Genomic DNA, 17,717 nt, shown 5'->3' on the forward strand with positions numbered 1-17,717 from the left:
TTAGACGGAACTTAATGTTTTTTCGCCGGTCTTTAGCTACTTCGGAGGGGCCGTTTTTGTGAAAAAAGGCCTTTTTTGTGGGCGATGGAAAAGTGCCGGGCCCGGAAAATCGTTGGCCCTGCCAACGCAAATCGCGAGCAGGCTCGCTCCCACAGGTCAGTACATGACGAACTTGTGGGAGCGAGCCTGCTCGCGATGGGGTCAGCGAAAAGTCGGGCCTGTTACGCCGACCTGGCCATGATCAACCCATTATCACTCGCCGCTTCCAGACGGATCGCGACGAACTTCGACGTCGGCGTATGGCTGCCGTCCCCGACGCTTTCCAGCGGCACCAGCGGGTTCACTTCCGGATAGTACGCCGCGGCCTGCCCGGCCGGGATGTCAAAGGCCAGCAGCGTGAAGCCCTTCACCCGGCGTTCGCGGCCATCGTCCCAGAGCGAGACGATGTCGGCCTTCTGGCCCGGCTTGAAGCCCAGGCGAATGATGTCCGCCTCGTTGGCGAACAACACGTCACGCTGACCTTTCACGCCGCGATAACGGTCGTCGAGACCATAGATCGTGGTGTTGTACTGATCGTGCGAGCGCATCGACTGCATGATCAGGTCCGGCAACACGCCGGTGGCACGAGTGCGCTCGTGGACCAGGTCCTTGGGCAGTACGTTGGCGCGGAAGTTGGCTCGTCCGGAAGCGGTGTTCCACTTGCGCGCGCCGGCCGTGTTGCCGAGGTAGAAACCGCCCTTGTTCTTGATCTTCTCGTTGAAGTCCTTGAAGTTCGGGATGGTCTCGGCAATCAGGTCACGGATGCGGCTGTAGTCGGCCACCAGCCAGTTCCAGTCCACCGGATGGCTGCCCAGCGTGGCGGCGGCGATGCCGGCCAGAATCGCCGGTTCCGAACGCATCTGGTTCGACAGCGGCTCCAACTGGCCATTGGAGGCATGGACCATGCTGAACGAGTCTTCCACGGTCACCGCTTGCGGGCCTTCGGTCTGGATATCGATATCGGTCCGGCCCAGGCACGGCAGGATCAGCGCGTCCTTGCCGTGGGCCAGATGGCTGCGGTTGAGCTTGGTGCTGATCTGCACGGTCAGGTCGCAGTTGGTCAGCGCCTTGAAGGTGCGCGGGCTGTCCGGCGTGGCCTGGGCGAAGTTGCCTCCCAGGCCGATGAAGACCTTGGCACGGCCTTCGGCCATGGCGTGGATCGCCTCGACCACGTTGTGACCGTTTTCGCGGGGCACCTTGAACTGGAAGCGACGTTCCAGGGCATCGAGGAACGCCGCCGGTGGACGCTCGTTGATGCCCATCGTGCGGTCGCCCTGCACGTTACTGTGGCCACGCACCGGGCACAGGCCGGCGCCCGGCTTGCCGATGTTGCCGCGCAGCAGCATCAGGTTGGCGATTTCCTGGATGGTCGGCACCGAGTGACGGTGCTGAGTGATGCCCATCGCCCAGCACATGATGACCTTCTTGCCCTTGAGGTACATGCGCGCGGCTTGTTCGATCTCGACCAGGGTCAGGCCGGACTGTTCGACGATCTGCTCCCACGAGGTGTCGTCGATGACGGCCAGGTAGTCCAGCACATTGACGCTGTGCTCGTTGAGGAAGTCGTGGTCGAACACCGCCGGGGCACCGGCCTTCTGCGCATCGCGTTCCCATTGCAGCAGGAACTTGGCCATGCCGCGCATCACCGCCATGTCGCCGCCCAGTGCCGGACGGAAGTACGCGGTGTTGGTCGGCTTGTCGCCGTTGGTGAGCATTTCGATCGGGCGCTGCGGGTTCTGGAAGCGTTCCAGGCCACGCTCCTTGAGCGGGTTGATGCACACCACTTGCGCCCCGCGTTTCACCGCTTCACGCAGCGGTTCGAGCATCCGTGGGTGGTTGGTGCCAGGGTTCTGGCCCCAGACGAAAATCGCATCGGCGTGTTCGAAGTCATCGTAGGTCACGGTGCCTTTGCCGACGCCAACGCTCTGCGACAGCGCGACACCGCTGGCCTCGTGGCACATGTTCGAGCAGTCGGGGAAGTTGTTGGTGCCGTAGGCGCGGACGAACAATTGATAGAGGAACGCCGCTTCGTTGCTGGCCCGACCCGAGGTGTAGAACTCAGCCTGGTCCGGGCTCGACAGGCCGCGCAGGTGCCTGGCGATCAGGGCGAACGCATCGTCCCAGCTGATGGGCTGGTAGCGGTCGGTTTCGGCGTTGTAGCTCATCGGTTCGGTGATGCGGCCCTGGTATTCGAGCCAGTAGTCGCTCTGTTCCAGCAATGAGGTCACGCTGTGCTTGGCGAAGAACTTGCTGTCGACACGTCGCTTGGTCGCTTCCCAGTTCACCGCCTTGGCGCCGTTCTCGCAGAACATCACCATGCCGCCTTCCAGCGAATCGCCCCAGGCGCAACCCGGGCAGTCGAAGCCGCCGTTCTTGTTGGTCTTGAGCATCATGCGCAGGTTTTTCAGCGCGTTGTCGCTGGTCAACCAGGCCTGGGCGACGCTGATCAGCGCGCCCCAGCCACCGGCCGGGCCTTTGTAGGGTTTGTAACGGGGAACGGGGGTCTGGTCGGCTTGACGATGTTGACTCACGCTTGATTCTCCAACGCCGGGCTGTAGACCCGTGGTGCGTTCTTCTGTGGCAAATGGATGAGATTGAGGTTGTGGCGGCGGGCCCATTGCACGGCAAGGCCGGTGGGCGATGACAGGCTGACCAGGGTCTGGATGCCGGCGCGCAGGACTTTCTGGATCAATTCGAGGCTGCAACGGCTGGTGACAATGGCCAGGCCGCCGGCGGTCGGGATCTTCTGGCGTACCAGCCCGCCAATCAGCTTGTCGAGGGCGTTGTGCCGGCCAATGTCCTCACGACCCAGGCGCAGCTCGCCGTTGGCGTCCATGAACACCGCCGCATGCACGGCGCCGCTGTACTGGCCCAGGGGCTGGAAGGCACCGATGCGCTGGCGCAGGCCGTCGAGCCATTGCGCCGGGGGCAGCGGGGCGCCGGGCATGACCTTGAGGTCCGGCAGAGCCTGCTCGACCGCTTCCACGCCACACAGGCCGCAGCCGCTGGTGCCGGCCAGTTGCCGGCGCTGTTGCTTGAGGTTCCAGAAGGCGCGGTTGGCAATGGTCACTTGCGCGTATTGCGCCGAACCCGAGCCGCTGAGTTGCAGGTCGTAGATGTCCGAGGGGTCTTCGATGATGCCGCTGCCGAGGCTGAAGCCGACGATGAAGTCTTCGAGGTCGGTCGGGGTCACCAGCATCACCGCCTGGCTGATGCCGTTGTAGGCAATCGCCAACGCGACCTCTTCGGCCAGCGCGGTGCTGGCGGATTCAGTGAGTTGAAGGTCGCTGTAGGTGTACGTCTGGCTGGCGGCGGGCGCGGGCGTTTCGAGAGCGGGCGCCGCGCAGGCAGTGCGCTTGGCGTTCATGAGGCATCACCGACGGTTTGGTCGGTGTTAAGCCTAAGCGCGACAATCTGTCGCGTCTAATTGCTATTACTGATCTACCGATAGATGACATCGATCAAGAGTCGGCTGGCGATTTCTGATACAGCGCAAAACAGGCTTCGGCCAAGGCCGAGCGCGGGGCGCTGCGACGCATGATCAGCCCCAGCCGGCCAAGGGTCTGCGCGTTTTCGATCGGTTGCAGGCGCAAATGGTCGGTCAGGTTTTCCAGGCCGCCCTCAAGCGGCATGACGGCGCAGCACAATCCGCCGTGCACGGCCTGAAGCAACTGATGCACGGCATCGGTCTGCAACAGCGGTTGTGGGATAAGGCCACGGCTGTGGAAGTTGTGGTCGATGGACTGGCGGAAGTGCATGCCGCTGGTGAGCATGCCCAGGGGCAGTTCGATCAGCGACTCCCAGCTCAGTGGCGCCTCGCCGAAGGTGAAATAACGCTGGTCGTAGAGCAGGCCCATGTGGGTTTCGCTGAAGCTCAGGGAATCGAAGCGTTCGGCGTCCAGGCGTTCGAGGTAGGACACGCCGAGGTCCAGGCGATTGTTCGCCAGTTGTTCGAGGATCTGCTCGGAGCTCAATGCCGACAGTTCGAAGCGCAGGTTGGGGTGTTCGCTGTGCAGGCGTTGCATCATCGGCAGCGGATCGAAACTCGAGAGCGGCACCACGCCCAGGCGCAACGTACCGATCAGGTTGCCGCGGCACGCCGCGGCCTCGGCCTGCAACCCGTCGCAGGCAGCCAGCACGGTACGGGCCCAGGCCAGCACCCGCTCGCCCGGTGCGGTAAAACCCTCGAAGCGCTGTCCCCGGTTGACCAGCGGCAGTTCCAGTTCTTCCTCCAGGCTGCGCAGGCGCATGGACAGGGTCGGCTGGGTGATGTGACACCGTGCGGCGGCCTGGCCGAAGTGCCGGGTTTCGTCGAGGGCGATGAGGAATTTCAGCTGCTTGATGTCCATTTTCGCTCCAGGGCACGGGGAGTGGGCGATTCTAGCGGTTGGCGGCAAGTGGCGTCATTGGTCGGCTTGGATCCGTTTCTGGCAAAGGTGGACTAGGCTTTCGCGTCTGGACACTTAATTACCAGGGAGCGCACACAATGAGCCTGTTCAGTTTTCTGAAGGAAGCCGGTGAAAAAATCCTCGATGCCCTGACGCCAGACAAGGCCCAGGCCAACAGCGAGGCACTGACCCAGCATGTGAAGGACGCCCTGACCGGGATCGATACGTCGAAGATCCAGGTGAAGGTCGAGGGTGAAAAAATCATCGCCACCGGTGAAGCCGCCAGCCAGGAAGAGAAGGAAAAAATCCTCCTGGCCCTGGGGAACGTGGCCGGCATCAGCGGCGTTGACGACCAGATCACGGTGACCGGCCCGGTCGTCGTCGCCTCGCAGTTCGTCGTGGTGCAGAAGGGCGATACCCTCAGCGCGATTTCACTGCGGGTGTACGGGGATGCCAACAAGTATCAGAAGATCTTCGAGGCCAACAAGCCGATGCTCAAGGACCCGAACAAGATTTACCCAGGGCAGTCGCTGCGCATTCCCGAGTAAGGCTCCAAACCGAGTGATGGCCTTCGCGGGCAAGCCCGCTCCCACAGGTATTGTGAACGCTGCGAAACCTGTGGGAGCGAGCCTGCTCGCGATGGGCGCGACTCGGCCTTAAAGCCCAGCAATCAAAGCCCGATAATCCTCCAGCGCTGCGAACTCCGCCGTGTCCTTCGGCCCCTTGCGGCTGTCCGGCTCGCGCACGGCCAGCAGGTGCGCCACGCCGAAGTCCCGTGCACTGCGCAGGATCGGCAAGGTGTCGTCGATGAACAGGCTGCGCGCCGGATCGAAGCCGATGTCCGCTTGCAAGGCATCCCAGAATTGCCGGCTTTCCTTGGCGAACCCGTAGTCGTGCGAGCTGATCAACCGTTCGAAATACGGCGCCAGTTCAATTCTCTCCAGCTTCAACGACAGCGAATCGCGGTGCGCGTTGGTGATCAGCACCACCCGTTTGCCCGCCTGCCTGATCGCGGCCAGGAACGTGTCCGCATCCGGGCGCAGGGCAATCAGGTGGGCGGTTTCCCGTTTCAGTTCGCGCACCGGCAGTTTCAGCTCGGCGCTCCAGAAGTCCAGGCAATACCAGCGCAACTGCCCGGCGTTGCGTTCGAACAGCGGCTGCAACTCCATGTCCGCCATGGCCCGGCTCACTCCGTGCAACTCGGCGTAACGCTGCGGCAGGTGTTCGAGCCAGAAATGATTGTCGAAATGCAGGTCCAACAACGTGCCGTCCATGTCCAGCAGAACGGTATCGATGTCGCGCCACGGCAGCAGTGACATAAAAAACGTCTCCAACGGTAAAAAAGATATCCGGGATCAACAATCAGGATAGGCCGGGTATAGTAACCCGTTCACGCCAAGGAGCTTTTCATGCGCCAGAAACCCACTGTCCTCGCCCGCGAGATCGTCGCCACCAGCCGCCTGTTCTGCGTTGAAGAACTGAAACTGCGTTTTTCCAATGGTGCGGAGCGCACCTATGAGCGGTTGGTCGGCAGGGGCGCGGGTTATGGCGCGGTGATGATCGTGGCGATGCTCGACGCCGAACACGCGGTGCTGGTCGAGGAGTATTGCGGCGGCACCGATGAGTACGAGCTGTCGCTGCCCAAAGGCTTGATCGAGCCAGGTGAGGACGTGTTGGCGGCGGCAGAGCGTGAGCTCAAGGAAGAAGCCGGGTATGGCGCGCGCCAGTTGATGCACCTGACCGAGTTGTCGTTGTCTCCAGGCTACATGAGCCAGAAGATCCAGGTGGTGTTGGCCATGGACCTGTACGAAGAACGGCTGGAGGGCGACGAGCCGGAACCGATGGGCGTGGACAAGATCAATCTGCGCGAGCTGTCGGGGCTGGCGCAGAACCCGAAATTCACCGAGGGGCGTGCCTTGGCGGCGTTGTACCTGGCCCGCGACCTGCTGACTCAGCGCGGGGAGTTCCTGCCATGACATTCCCGCATCCGTTGATGACTCCCGTTGTGGAACTGGCCTTGCAGGCGGGCGAGGCGATCCTGCCGTTCTGGCGCACCGGCACCGCAGTGACGACCAAGGCTGACGAATCCCCGGTGACGGCCGCCGACCTGGCTGCCCATCACCTGATTCTGGCCGGGCTGACCGCGCTGGCCCCGGACATTCCGGTGTTGTCCGAGGAAGACGCCGATATCCCGCAAAGCGTACGTGCCAGTTGGCAACGCTGGTGGCTGGTCGATCCGCTGGATGGCACCAAGGAGTTCATCAACGGCAGCGAAGAGTTCACCGTGAACATTGCCCTGATCGAGCGGGGCCAAGTGGTGTTTGGCGTGGTGTCGATGCCGACCAGCGGGCGCTTCTACGTCGGCGGGGCTGGGCTGGGGGCGTGGCGGGGCGACCAGGGTGCGGAGCTGCTGGCGATCCAGGTTCGCCAGGCGCCGGCCGCGGGGCAGGCGTTTACCGTGGTTGCCAGTCGTCGCCATTCGAGCCCCGAACAGGAGCGTCTGCTGGCCGGGCTGAGCGCCAGTCTGGGGCCACTGGAGTTGGCCAATGTCGGCAGTTCGTTGAAGTTCTGCCTGCTGGCCGAAGGTGCAGCGGATTGTTACCCGCGCCTGGCGCCGACCTCGCAGTGGGACACGGCAGCCGCCCAGGGCGTGCTCGAAGGCGCGGGCGGCGAAGTGCTGGAGTTGAGCGGTGCGCCGTTCAGCTACCCGGCTCGGGAATCATTGCTGAACGGGTTTTTCCTGGCGTTGCCGGCGAAGGCGGCGTGGCGCGAAAAGCTCCTGGAATTGGCCCGCGCCTGACGGCCGGGTCATGCATGGTCCCCTGTGGGAGCGAGCCTGCTCGCGATGGCGGAGTGTCAGTCAACAGAGTTTGCGTTTGACACACCGCATCGCGAGCAGGCTCGCTCCCACAGGTTTTTGGATTGGCAGGTCTAGCGGTGCAGGACGTACTGCCCGCTGAAGGTCACGGCGTCTTCCTCGCTGTCGGCATTGACGATCCGCGAGTGCAGGGTCAACCGGGCCCGGCCATAACGCTGGTACATCGCCAGAAACTTCTTCCACACTGCCGCGCTCGGCGCCTGGCAAATCGCGATCGCGTCACGGGTGACCGGCAGCGGATAGCTGATCTGCCCTTCGTGAATCACGATGTGCCCGTCCTCAATCCCTTCCTCGCGCAGGCGCAAATGCAGCCAGCCCCACCCGGCCAGCACCGCGCCGCAATACAGGCTGCCACCGAACATGGTGCTCTTGTGATTGACGTTGGCCTCCAGCGGCAAGTGCAGGCGCAGTTGCTGGTCGTGCCAGTCGAGCACCTTGACGCCCATGGCCTGCGTCAGAGGGATGTCGTGGTGCAGGACTGATTCCAGGTGGCGACTGTCGCGGTTCATGCGGGGCCTCGTGTTGGAGGTGAAGGGTTCAATCGGATTCGTCGGCAGCGTGTTGCGCACCGCTGTCGGCGAAGTTCAGCCCATGCTTGCGCAGTTTGTCGTGCAAGGTCTTGCGCGGAATGCCCAGGGCTTCGGCAAGGCTGCGCACCGAGCTGTGGGAGCGTGCCAGTTCGGCGGCAATCAACGATTTCTCGAAGTTCTCCACCTGCTCGCTCAGCCCGCCACTGACCACCTCGACCGGGGTGCCGGGCATGCCGTCCGCTGCGCTGTTGTCCAGCGCCAGTTCCAGGCCCAGGGCGAAGCGTTCGGCGGCGTTTTGCAGTTCCCGCACGTTGCCCGGCCAGGTGTGGCGCAGCAACAGCGCCCGCTGCCCCGGTTGCAGTTCGTGGGGCGGCAGGCCATGGCGGGCACTGGCTTCGTCGGCGAAGTGCTGGAACAGCATCAGCGCATCCTCACCGCGCTCGCGCAGCGGCGGAATGCGCAGCGGCGCGACGTTGAGCCGGTAATACAGGTCGGCGCGGAAGCGTCCCTGATCGGCGGACTGGCGCAAGTCTTCCTTGGTCGCGGCGATGATGCGGATGTCCAGCGGGATCAACTGGTTGCCGCCAAGGCGCTCGACCACGCGCTCCTGCAGCAACCGCAGCAATTTCACCTGCACGTCCAGGCTCATGCTTTCGATTTCATCGAGGAACAGCGTGCCGCCATTGGCGAATTCGAACTTGCCGATCCGGCGTTTTTGCGCGCCGGTGAAGGCGCCCGGTTCGTGGCCGAACAATTCGCTTTCCACGACCGATTCCGCCAGGGCACCGGCATTGATCGCCACGAACGGACCATTGCGCCGGCTCGACAGATCGTGCAGCGCCCGGGCCACGACTTCTTTGCCGGCACCGGTTTCGCCGAGGATCAGCACGTCGGCCTTGGTCGCCGCGAGTGCACCGATCTGCTCGCGCAAGCGCAGCATGGAGGCTGATTGCCCGACCAGCCGCGCGCTCAGTTCATGACGGTCGCTCAGGGCCAGGCGCAGGCTGCGGTTGTCCAGCACCAGTCGGCGCACGGCCAGCGCGCGGCGCACGCTGTCGAGCAGGGCGTCGCTGGCGAAGGGCTTTTCCAGAAAGTCATAGGCCCCGGCACGCATCGCCTGCACCGCCAGCGGCACGTCGCCGTGGCCGGTGATCAGCAATACCGGCAGCTCCGGGTCCATGGCATGCAGTTCGCCCAGCAGCTCAAGACCGTCCATGCCCGGCATGCGGATGTCGCTGACCACCACGCCCGGCCAGTCGCGTTCCAGTTGCCCGGCCAGGCCCTTGGCTTCGCCCAGCGGCAGTATTTTCAGGCCGGCGAGGTCCAGGGTCTGGCTGAGGGCCTGACGCAGGTGTGGGTCATCGTCGATCAGCACGACCTGAATGCGGTTGTCGATGGTCATGCACTTCGGTCCTCGGACGGTTGCAGGCTCACGCCCGGTGCGCCTGCGCGCAGTTTCAGGGTAATCAGCGCGCCGCCTTCCTTGTGGTTGGAGAACAACAGTTCCCCGCCGAAGGCGCGCATCAGTGTCTCGCAGATCGCCAGTCCCAACCCCAGCCCCTGGGTCCGGGTCTTGGTGGTGTAGAACGGCTCGCTGGCGCGCCCCAGGGCTTCCATGCAAAAGCCCGGGCCGTTGTCGCGAATGGTCAGGTTGACGCCGTCGGCGGTGGATTGGGCACTCAACCAGAGTTTACGTGGCGGGCCCTTTTCCGTCAGCGCGTCCAGGGCGTTGGCCAGCAGGTTGCCGAGCACCTGGCGCAGGCGGGTTTCCCCCGCCTCGACCCACAGGGCGGCAGCCGGCAGATCGCGGATCAGTTCGACTTCCATGCTGCGCCGGCGCTTGGCCAGCAGCGCCAGCGCGTCATCCAGCGCCGGTTGCAGCGCCACGCTTTCCGGCGCGTGGCGATCACGTCGGGCAAAGGCCCGCAGGTGGGCAATGATCGAGGCCATGCGCCCGGTCAGTTCGCTGATCAGCTTGAGGTTGCCGCGCGCATCGTCGATGCGTTGATGATCGAGCAGCACTTCGGCGTTTTCCGCGTAGCTGCGGATGGCCGCCAGCGGTTGATTGAGTTCGTGGCTGATGCTAGCCGACATGGTGCCGAGCGCCGACAACTTGCCGGCCTGCACCAGGTCATCCTGGGCGCGCACCAGCTCCTGTTGCGCGTGCTCGCGCTCGAGCACTTCCTGCTTCAGCCGGCGGTTGAGGCCTTCCAGGTCGCTGGTACGCTCGGCGACCCGGCCTTCCAGTTCCCGTCGCGCCTTGGCTTCGAAGGCGATCCGCTCCAGGTAATGGCGGCGGCGTTGCATCATCAGGCCGAGCAACAGCATCAACACCAGCAGCGTCGCGCCGCCGATGGCGACCACCGTGCGCACGGGCCGGTCGATCAGCGTGCGCGGCGCGAGGATGCTCACGCTCCAGCCGGTTTCGTCAATCTGTTGGGTCTGGGTCAACCAGGCATCGGCGCTGAGGTGCAGCGGTTTTGGCTCGCGGGTCGGATAGGGTTGGATGGCGATGATCGCCGCGCGCTCGGCGTCGCTCAGCGGCCGGGTCGCACGAAAGCGCCATTCGGGCCGCGAGGTGAGGATGACCACGCCGTTGTGGTCGGTGACCAGCAGTTGCTCGGGGGTCTTGCCCCAGAGGCTTTCGGTGTGGTCCAGGTCGACTTTGGTCACCAGTACGCCGATGACCTTTTCACGGTCACGCACGGCTGCGGCGAAGAAATACCCGCGTTTGGCCGAGGTGGTGCCCAGGCCGAAAAAACGCCCCAGGCGCCCGGCCATGGCCTCGCTGAAATAAGGCCGGAAGGCAAAGTTGCGGCCGACGAAACTGTCGTGTTTGTCCCAGTTGGACGCGGCAATCGTATTGCCCTGCGTGTCCATCAGGTACATGACTTCGGCACCGGTCTGCGTGGCGATGTTCTTCAACAGGCGGTTGGCGTTGCCCTGGATGACGCCATCGTCCGGCGCCGACAGGTCCGCGCGCAGGGCCGGCAGGTCGCCGAGGATCTGCGGCAACACCTCATAGCGGTGCAGGGTGCCCAACAGATTGGCGACGTACAGGTCCAGGGTCTGACGGTTCTGCCCGGCCAGTTCGCTGCGGTAGTAGCGCTCGGCCAGATGCTCCAGCGGCCACAGCAAGGGCGCCAGGCACAGTGCAAGCAGGGCCAGGCTGCGCCAGCGGGGTCGGCGGGGAAGGGTCGGAGTCATGAGCATCAGGCGCCTGTGGGTACAGGCGCATTATGCCTAGGCTTGTTCGGCAAGGCACTCGTGCAGCGCGGTTTGCCAGTCGGGCTGGTTGACGCCCCATTCACGCTGCAGGCGTCGGCCGTCCAGGCGCGAGTTCAGCGGTCGGGTGGCGGGGGTCGGGTAGTCGCTGGACGGGATCGGCACCAGGTTGGCGCATGGCTTGCCCTGCGCGCGCAACGCCTCGCCGATGGCCTGGGCAAAACCGAACCAGGACGTTTCGCCTTGAGCCGTCAGGTGATAAGTGCCCCAGGCGCCGGTTTGTCCCGCCTGCCAGCGCTCGATCAGGGCGAGCGTGCTGCGGGCGATGGTGCCGGCCCAGGTGGGGGCGCCGATCTGATCGGCGACTACACGCAGCTCCGGTTTTTCCTGCAGCAGGCGTTGCATGGTCAGCAGGAAATTGCGGCCATGGGCCGAGTAGACCCAACTGGTGCGCAAGATCAGGTGCTGGCCTTGCACCGCGCTGATCGCCTGCTCGCCGGCCAGCTTGCTCTGGCCGTAGACGCCCAGCGGATTCGGCGCGTCGTCTTCGGTGTAAGGCGAGCTTTTGCTGCCGTCGAACACGTAGTCGGTGGAGTAGTGAATCAGCGGAATACCCAATGCCGCGGCTTCTTCGGCGAGGATGCCTGGCGCCACGGCGTTGATGGCGAAAGCCACCTGCGGTTCGGTCTCAGCCTGATCGACCGCGGTGTACGCTGCGGCGTTGATGATAAGGTCGGGACGAACGCGTTGAACCTGCTGACGCAGTTGTTGCGGGTCGGTCAGGTCGAACTGACCGCGCCCTGGAACAACCAGTTCGCCAAGCGTTTTCAGGTGATGTTGCAGTTCAGTTGAAACCTGCCCATGTTGACCGCTGATGAGAATTCTCATGGAAACAGGTCGACCTCCTGCAGGGTTTTTCCCAGTTGGTCCTTGGCCGACAGTTGCGGCGCTTCGGTCAACTGCCAGTCGATGGCGAGCGTCGGGTCGTCCCAACGGATGCAGCGTTCTGCGGCCGGGTTGTAATAGTCGGTGGTCTTGTAGAGGAACTCGGCGACGTCGCTCAATACCACGAAACCGTGGGCAAAACCTTCCGGCACCCAGAGCTGGCGAGCGTTTTGCGCCGACAAGCGCACGGCTTCCCATCGGCCAAAGTTCGGTGAGCTGCGACGAACGTCCACCGCCACATCGAGCACTTCGCCGAACGTGACCCGCACCAGTTTGCCCTGGGTATTTTCCAGCTGGTAATGCAGGCCGCGCAGTACGCCTTTCAGGGACCGCGAGTGGTTGTCCTGCACGAACTGCCGTTGAAGACCCGTCGCCTGCTCAAAGGCCTTGGCGTTGAAACTCTCGTAGAAAAAGCCGCGTTCGTCGCCGAACACCTTGGGCTCGAGGATCAACACACCCGGCAGGGTGGTTTCAATCACATTCATTTTCCAGCCTCGGCCAGTTTGAAGAGGTACTGACCGTACCCGGTCTTGCCGAAATACTGAGCGCGCTCGAGCAACAGCTCACGGCTGATCCAGCCATTGTCGTAGGCGATTTCTTCGAGGCAGGCGACCTTCAGGCCCTGGCGGTGTTCGATGGTCTGCACGTATTGCGAGGCATCGAGCAGGCTGTCATGGGTGCCGGTGTCCAGCCAGGCGAAACCGCGACCGAAGCGCTCGACCTGCAGGTCGCCGCGCTGCAGGTAGGCATTGTTGACGTCGGTGATCTCCAGTTCGCCGCGAGGCGAGGGCTTCACGGCCTTGGCGATCTCGATCACATCGTTGTCGTAGAAGTACAGCCCGGTCACGGCATAGCTGGATTTCGGGGCCTTGGGTTTTTCTTCGATGGAAAGGGCACGGCCTTCGCTGTCGAAATCGATCACGCCGAAACGCTCCGGGTCCTTGACCCAGTAGCCGAAGACCGTCGCGCCGGACTCGCGCTTCACCGCCTCTTTCAATTGGTCGCCGAAGTGCTGGCCGTGGAAGATGTTGTCACCGAGGATCAGGCACACCGGGTCATCGCCGATGAATTCTTCACCGATCAGGAAGGCCTGGGCCAGGCCATCAGGCGAAGGCTGCTCGGCGTAGCTGAAACGCACGCCGAACTGGCTGCCGTCACCCAGCAGGTTGCGATACTGCGGCAGGTCCTGGGGGGTGGAGATCAGCAGGATGTCCTTGATGCCGGCCAGCATCAGCACCGAGATCGGGTAGTAGATCATCGGTTTGTCGTAGATCGGCAGCAGTTGCTTGGAAACGCCCAGCGTGATCGGGTGCAAACGCGTGCCCGAGCCACCGGCCAACACAATTCCTTTCATCATGCGATCAACTCCTTGGTATTGATGGCGCCCAATCGTTCACCCTGATAGCTGCCATCCTGAACGCGACGGCACCATTCGAGGTTTTCCAGGTACCACTGGACGGTTTTGCGCAGGCCGGTCTCGAAGGTTTCTTCGGGCACCCAGCCGAGTTCGCGTTCAATCTTGCCGGCATCGATGGCGTAGCGCAGGTCATGGCCGGGACGATCCTGGACGAACGTGATCAGGTCGGCGAAATGTGCAACGCCTGCGGGTTTGTGCGGCGCGAGTTCTTCGAGCAGGGCGCAGATGCCGCGCACGACGTCGATGTTCTTCTGCTCATTGTGCCCACCGATGTTGTAGGTCTCGCCGACGACGCCTTCGGTGACCACCTTGAACAGGGCCCGGGCGTGATCTTCGACAAACAGCCAGTCGCGGATCTGCAGGCCGTTGCCGTAGACCGGCAGCGGCTTGCCGGCCAGGGCATTGAGAATCACCAGCGGGATCAGCTTTTCCGGGAAGTGGAACGGGCCGTAGTTGTTCGAGCAGTTGGTCAGCAGCACCGGCAGGCCGTAGGTGCGCTGCCAGGCGCGGACCAGGTGGTCGGATGCGGCCTTGCTGGCGGAGTAGGGCGAACTCGGTGCGTAAGGCGTGGTTTCGGTGAACAGGTCATCGACACCGTGCAGGTCGCCGTAGACCTCGTCCGTGGAAATGTGATGGAAGCGGAAGGCGCTTTTTTCCGGTTCGGCCAGGGTGTTCCAGTAGGCGCGGGTGGCCTCCAGCAGGCTGTAGGTGCCGACGATGTTGGTCTGGATGAAATCCGACGGGCCGTCGATGGAGCGGTCGACATGGGATTCCGCCGCCAGGTGCATGATCGCGTGCGGCTGGAAGCGCGCCAGCACCGCGCTCACCGTCGGCTGATCGACGATGTCGGCCTGGACGAATTCATAGCGGGTGTCGTTGGCAATGCTGGTCAGCGATTCCAGGTTGCCGGCGTAGGTCAGTTTGTCCAGGTTGAGCACTTCGTGCTCGGTGTGTCGAATCAGGTGGCGAACCAGAGCAGAGCCGATGAAACCGGCGCCGCCGGTGATGAGAATACGCATGTAGGCCAGCCTTTATCTGTAAGAGCATTGAAGCAAATGAGCATAGCTTGTCGGCAGAAGGCGGGTGGTGCAATAGCGTTGTGACGGCTATTTGGGTTTTGGCGCATGGGCGGGGGTTGATTATCGACCGGCGCAGTGGCGATATAAGCGCCTAATAATATTTCAGGGGTTGTTGTATGCCGCTCGCCACGTTGATTCATCGCGCCAGTTTGCCCAGCCCGCAGGTGTCTGCGGCGCAAGCACTAGAGCTGCTCGAGGGGCATTATGGGCTGAGCGGGCGCTTGCAGGCCCTCGGCAGCCAGCAGGACCTCAACTACCGTGTCGACAGCGCCGAAGGGCGTTTCGTCCTGAAAATCTGCCGGGGTGACTATTCGGTGCTGGAGTTGCAAGCCCAGCACGCCGGCCTCAAGCACCTGGCCGAGCACTCGGGGGTGCAGGTGCCGCGGGTGATTGCCTCCTGCACCGGCGCCGACCTGCTGTCGCTGGAAGTCGCGGGGCAAGCGGTGCACGTGCGCCTGCTCGAGTACATCGAGGGCCAGCCGCTCACCCATCTGGACCATCTGCCCCGTTCGGTGGTGAGCGGTTTCGGTCGGCTCTGCGGTGAAATGGATCTGGCGCTGGCCCACTTCAGCCATGCGGGGCTGGAACGCACCCTGCAATGGGACGCTCGCCACGCCGCTACCCTGATCGCGCACCTGTTACCCGTTATCAAGGACGACGCGCAACGAACCTTGATCGCACAAGCCGCCGCGCAGGCCGAGCAGGCCTTGCGACCGTTGGTGGACAGGTTGCCGGTGCAGGCCATTCACATGGACATCACCGATGACAACGTGGTCTGGCAGCGTGATGCGCAGCGCCAGTGGCAGTTGCAGGGCGTGATCGACTTCGGCGACCTGGTGCGCACCTGGCGCATCACCGACCTGTCGGTGACCTGCGCGGCGTTGCTGCACCATGCCGATGGCGATCCGTTCTATATCCTGCCGGCGATCCAGGCCTATCACGCGGTCAATCCGCTGCAACCCGAAGAACTGCTGGCGCTGTGGCCGTTGATCGTTGCCCGGGCCGCCGTGTTGGTGCTCAGCGGCGAACAGCAGGTCAGCATCGATCCGGGCAACCAATACAGTCGCGACAACCTGACCCACGAGTGGGAAATTTTCCGTGTCGCCACCTCGCTGCCTCTGGCGCTGATGGAGGCCGCCATTCTCACGTGCGTGGGACAGCGCCTGCCGGAGATCGGCAGCGAGGGTTTCGCGCCGTTGTTGCCAAGCCTGGTCGGAGGCGAATTCGCCTTGATCGACCTGGGCGTGCTCAGCCCGCATTTCGAGGCCGGTAACTGGGAACAGGAGGGCATCGATCAGCGCCTGCTGGATGAAGCGGCGACGGTGCATGGCCTGGCGGCGAGTCGTTACGGGCAGTACCGCTTGTCGCGCACCCGCCCGGACAGCGCCGGTGAACCGGAGACCTGCCCGCTGCATGTCGAGTTGCGCGTGCCCCAGGGGACGGCGGTCGAGTCACCGTTTGCCGGCGTGGTGCATCAACCGGCGCCGGGGGTGCTGCAACTCGACGGGCCGCAGTTGAGCGTGCGCCTGTGGGGCGTGACGCCGTCGCTGCACAGCGGTGCGGCGCTGGTCAAAGGGCAGGTGCTGGGCGCGGTCAGCGGGCCATTGCGGGTGCAGTTGTGTCGAGGCGCTTCGCTGGCGGCACCGTTGTTCTGCACGCCCTCGCGCGCGGCCGCCTGGCAGGCGTTGTGCCCGTCACCGGCGGCGTTGCTGGGGCTGGCGTGCGACGCCGAAGCGGAACTGGATGCGCACACCTTGCTGGCACGCCGCGACGCCAGCTTCGCCCGCACGCAAAAACACTATTACGTCGATCCGCCGCGCATCGAGCGCGGCTGGCGCAACCACCTGATCGACATGCAGGGCCGCTCCTACCTCGACATGCTGAACAACGTCGCGGTGCTGGGCCATGGTCATCCGCGCATGGCCGCGGTGGCTGCCCGCCAGTGGTCGCTGCTCAACACCAACTCGCGGTTCAACTATGCGGCGGTGGCCGAGTTTTCCGAACGCTTGCTGAAGTTGTCGCCCGATTCCATGGATCGGGTGTTCCTGGTCAACAGCGGCAGCGAGGCCAATGACCTGGCGATCCGTCTGGCGTGGGCCTACAGCGGCGGTCGCGACATCATCAGCGTGCTGGAGGCCTATCACGGCTGGACGGTGGGTGCGGATGCGGTCTCGACCTCGATTGCCGACAACCCCAAGGCCTTGAGCAGCCGCCCCGACTGGGTGCACCCGGTGCCAGCGCCGAACACCTATCGCGGTGAGTTCCGTGGCCCGGACAGCGCGCCGGACTACGTGCGCAGCGTCGAGCACAACCTGGCGAAAATCGCCGCGCAAGGTCGTCCGCTGGCCGGTTTCATTTGCGAGCCGGTGTACGGCAATGCCGGGGGCATCTCGTTGCCGCCGGGTTACCTGAAACAGGTCTACGGTCTGGTCCGTGCCCAGGGCGGCGTGTGCATCGCCGACGAAGTGCAGGTCGGTTACGGGCGCATGGGTCATTTCTTCTGGGGGTTTGAAGAGCAGGGCGTGGTGCCGGACATCATCACCATGGCCAAGGGCATGGGCAACGGCCAGCCGCTGGGCGCGGTGATTACCCGCCGGGAAATCGCCGAGGCGCTGGAGGCCGAGGGTTACTTCTTCTCGTCGGCCGGTGGCAGCCCGGTCAGTTGCCAGGTCGGCATGGCGGTGCTGGACGTGATGGAGGAAGAAAAGCTCTGGGAAAACGCTCAGGTGGTCGGCGGCTATTTCAAGGAGCGCCTCGAAGCGCTGATCGATCTCCATCCGCTGGTGGGCGCGGTGCACGGGTCCGGTTTCTACCTGGGCGTCGAATTGATCCGCAACCGCGAGACCCTGGAGCCGGCGACCGAAGAAACCACCGCACTGTGCGATCGCCTGCGCGAGTTGGGGATTTTCATGCAGCCGACCGGCGACTACCTGAACGTGCTCAAGATCAAGCCGCCGATGGTCACCTCGCGCCGTAGCGTGGATTTCTTCGTGGACATGCTCTCGAAAGTGTTGGGCGAGGGGTTGTAACCGATATTTCTGGATGTCCTTGACCCCTGTGGGAGCGGGCTTGCTCGCGAAGGCGGAGTGTCAGTTGATAAATTTTTCTCTGACACTCCGCCTTCGCGAGCAAGCCCGCTCCCACAAGGGGTAATGTGTTCAAACAGATATTTATCGGTTTAATTTTGAATTGTTTTCGGTTTTGTGACGATGGGTG

Annotated in this window: 15 protein-coding genes; 4 read left to right on the plus strand and 11 right to left on the minus strand. The window is 63.7% G+C overall.

Annotated features, from left to right (window positions below):
* Window positions 1-221: 221 nt before the first annotated feature.
* The 3 genes from ACM6IM_RS18800 to ACM6IM_RS18810 form a co-directional block, all read right to left on the minus strand.
* Window positions 222-2,570 (minus strand): FdhF/YdeP family oxidoreductase, encoded by a 2,349-nt coding sequence (locus ACM6IM_RS18800; RefSeq protein WP_201196345.1) that lies wholly within the window; start codon window positions 2,568-2,570, stop codon window positions 222-224.
* Complete coding sequence (gene fdhD, locus ACM6IM_RS18805; protein WP_192307479.1) at window positions 2,567-3,406, minus strand: formate dehydrogenase accessory sulfurtransferase FdhD; 840 nt, start codon at window positions 3,404-3,406, stop codon at window positions 2,567-2,569. Before fdhD ends, ACM6IM_RS18800 begins: the two co-directional genes overlap by 4 nt.
* 94 nt (window positions 3,407-3,500) lie before the next feature.
* On the minus strand, window positions 3,501-4,388 hold the full coding sequence (locus ACM6IM_RS18810; RefSeq protein WP_414865980.1) for a LysR family transcriptional regulator: 888 nt from the start codon (window positions 4,386-4,388) through the stop codon (window positions 3,501-3,503).
* 137 nt (window positions 4,389-4,525) lie between these two features.
* Between ACM6IM_RS18810 and lysM the strand changes: the two genes are divergently transcribed.
* A complete protein-coding gene (gene lysM, locus ACM6IM_RS18815; RefSeq protein ID WP_414865981.1) occupies window positions 4,526-4,975 on the plus strand; it encodes a peptidoglycan-binding protein LysM in 450 nt (149 codons plus the stop codon).
* A gap of 108 nt (window positions 4,976-5,083) precedes the next feature.
* On the opposite strand, the gene yrfG is transcribed toward lysM, so the two are convergent.
* On the minus strand, window positions 5,084-5,746 hold the full coding sequence (gene yrfG / locus ACM6IM_RS18820) for a GMP/IMP nucleotidase (RefSeq protein ID WP_201196331.1): 663 nt from the start codon (window positions 5,744-5,746) through the stop codon (window positions 5,084-5,086).
* A 90-nt stretch (window positions 5,747-5,836) separates the two neighbouring features.
* On the opposite strand from yrfG, the gene nudE reads away from it, so the two are divergent.
* Both nudE and cysQ read left to right on the plus strand, forming a co-directional pair.
* The gene (gene nudE, locus ACM6IM_RS18825) at window positions 5,837-6,403 is read left to right on the plus strand and encodes an ADP compounds hydrolase NudE (protein ID WP_192307483.1); all 567 of its coding nucleotides are present in this window, start codon (window positions 5,837-5,839) and stop codon (window positions 6,401-6,403) included.
* Window positions 6,400-7,227: a 3'(2'),5'-bisphosphate nucleotidase CysQ gene (cysQ, locus tag ACM6IM_RS18830; RefSeq protein WP_414865982.1), complete on the plus strand. Its 828-nt coding sequence runs from the start codon at window positions 6,400-6,402 to the stop codon at window positions 7,225-7,227. Before nudE ends, cysQ begins: the two co-directional genes overlap by 4 nt.
* A gap of 131 nt (window positions 7,228-7,358) precedes the next feature.
* Here cysQ and ACM6IM_RS18835 read toward each other — a convergent pair whose 3' ends face one another.
* Genes ACM6IM_RS18835 through rfbB form a run of 7 tightly spaced genes read right to left on the minus strand, consistent with a single transcriptional unit; the run spans window position 7,359 to window position 14,441 of the window.
* On the minus strand, window positions 7,359-7,814 hold the full coding sequence (locus tag ACM6IM_RS18835; RefSeq protein WP_414865983.1) for a YiiD C-terminal domain-containing protein: 456 nt from the start codon (window positions 7,812-7,814) through the stop codon (window positions 7,359-7,361).
* Window positions 7,815-7,842: 28 nt separating this feature from the next.
* Window positions 7,843-9,237, minus strand: a complete 1,395-nt coding sequence (locus ACM6IM_RS18840) for a sigma-54-dependent transcriptional regulator (protein WP_192307486.1) — start codon at window positions 9,235-9,237, stop codon at window positions 7,843-7,845.
* The gene (locus tag ACM6IM_RS18845) at window positions 9,234-11,042 is read right to left on the minus strand and encodes a sensor histidine kinase (protein WP_414865984.1); all 1,809 of its coding nucleotides are present in this window, start codon (window positions 11,040-11,042) and stop codon (window positions 9,234-9,236) included. The genes ACM6IM_RS18840 and ACM6IM_RS18845 overlap by 4 nt, the downstream gene beginning before the upstream one ends.
* 36 nt (window positions 11,043-11,078) lie before the next feature.
* On the minus strand, window positions 11,079-11,948 hold the full coding sequence (gene rfbD, locus ACM6IM_RS18850; protein ID WP_201196320.1) for a dTDP-4-dehydrorhamnose reductase: 870 nt from the start codon (window positions 11,946-11,948) through the stop codon (window positions 11,079-11,081).
* Window positions 11,945-12,490 (minus strand): dTDP-4-dehydrorhamnose 3,5-epimerase, encoded by a 546-nt coding sequence (gene rfbC / locus ACM6IM_RS18855; protein ID WP_414865985.1) that lies wholly within the window; start codon window positions 12,488-12,490, stop codon window positions 11,945-11,947. Before rfbC ends, rfbD begins: the two co-directional genes overlap by 4 nt.
* The gene (gene rfbA, locus ACM6IM_RS18860; RefSeq protein ID WP_192307490.1) at window positions 12,487-13,362 is read right to left on the minus strand and encodes a glucose-1-phosphate thymidylyltransferase RfbA; all 876 of its coding nucleotides are present in this window, start codon (window positions 13,360-13,362) and stop codon (window positions 12,487-12,489) included. The genes rfbC and rfbA overlap by 4 nt, the downstream gene beginning before the upstream one ends.
* Entirely contained in the window at window positions 13,359-14,441 is a 1,083-nt protein-coding gene (rfbB, locus tag ACM6IM_RS18865) for a dTDP-glucose 4,6-dehydratase (RefSeq protein ID WP_192307491.1), read from the minus strand. Before rfbB ends, rfbA begins: the two co-directional genes overlap by 4 nt.
* Window positions 14,442-14,617: 176 nt before the next feature.
* Here rfbB and ACM6IM_RS18870 point away from each other — a divergent pair, with 176 nt between their 5' ends.
* Window positions 14,618-17,530, plus strand: a complete 2,913-nt coding sequence (locus ACM6IM_RS18870) for an aminotransferase (RefSeq protein ID WP_414865986.1) — start codon at window positions 14,618-14,620, stop codon at window positions 17,528-17,530.
* Window positions 17,531-17,717 lie beyond the last annotated feature (187 nt).

It is taken from the genome of Pseudomonas sp. IT-P12, from assembly GCF_949767465.1.
Taxonomy (GTDB): Bacteria; Pseudomonadota; Gammaproteobacteria; order Pseudomonadales; family Pseudomonadaceae; genus Aquipseudomonas.